We start from the raw sequence: 925 nt of genomic DNA on the forward strand, positions 1-925 counted from the left end.
CGCTTGCCGCTCCGTTCGTCACTCACGGTTCCCGTTCGGACTCACTTCGGTCTTCGACACATCGCTTCGCGAACTTGACTAAATAGTAAAAGAAGAGATTTTCAGTAAGAGAAGTTCGCGACCCTTTCGCGCGCAGGCGCTCGGGGACGCGACGTCGGCAAGCTTCTTTCGTTAGACGAAATGGCTGAAGGAGTTTTTCTAAATTTATTAGTTTGACGAAATATATCAGATTTGATATATTTCGTTTGTGCCTTATAGAATTCTGTTTTTAGAGCCTGCTGAAGAATTTCTTACAAATTTAGAGAACAAGTTAAAAGCAAAATCCTTTAGGACTATTGAATTATTAAAGGATTTTGAGCCTGAATTGAGAGAACCTTTTTCGAAGAAAATTCAAGGCATCGATGGATTATTCGAACTAAGAGTTAAACAAGGATCAAATATTTGCCGGTTCTTTTATTTTTTTGAAAAAGATAAAATTGTAATTATTACATCTGGCTATGTTAAAAAGGATCAAAAGGCTAATAAAGATCAATTAATCAAAGCCCGAAATCTCATGAATTCTTTTAGGGGAGGGAAATTATGAAGGTTAAAACTAAAGATTTTGATTCTCTTTTAAAAAAAGGAATTAAAGGAAAAAGAGTTTAAGAGAGAATATGAATCTCTTTCAAATGAATTTACTCTTGCGAAGGAAATTATAAAGTTAAGAAAGAAGAGAAATTTAAATCAAAAAGATTTAGCCGAAAGAATCGGGACTTCGCAACCTGCAATTGCAAGAATTGAATCGGGAAATTATAAAAACCTTTCTCTTTCATTCATCAATAAATTGGCAAAAGCATTGGATGCTGAGCGGTACAAACCGGAGACATGGGTAACAAAATAGACCGGGAACATAGGTAACACAAAAATGATGGCAAAGGAGGAGAAA

Annotated in this window: 1 protein-coding gene and 1 pseudogene; both read left to right on the forward strand. The window is 35.6% G+C overall.

Annotation, left to right across the window (positions count from 1 at the left end; all coding sequences use genetic code 11):
* Positions 1-247 precede the first annotated feature (247 nt).
* The gene (locus JWG44_RS05815; RefSeq protein ID WP_205274036.1) at positions 248-583 is read left to right on the forward strand and encodes a type II toxin-antitoxin system RelE/ParE family toxin; all 336 of its coding nucleotides are present in this window, start codon (positions 248-250) and stop codon (positions 581-583) included.
* Positions 580-880: pseudogene (locus JWG44_RS05820) on the forward strand (helix-turn-helix domain-containing protein). Before JWG44_RS05815 ends, JWG44_RS05820 begins: the two are co-directional and overlap by 4 nt.
* The last annotated feature ends 45 nt before the right edge of the window (positions 881-925 follow it).

Origin of the sequence: Leptospira ainazelensis (assembly GCF_016918785.1) — a bacterium.
In the GTDB taxonomy this organism is placed as follows: Bacteria; Spirochaetota; Leptospiria; order Leptospirales; family Leptospiraceae; genus Leptospira; species Leptospira ainazelensis.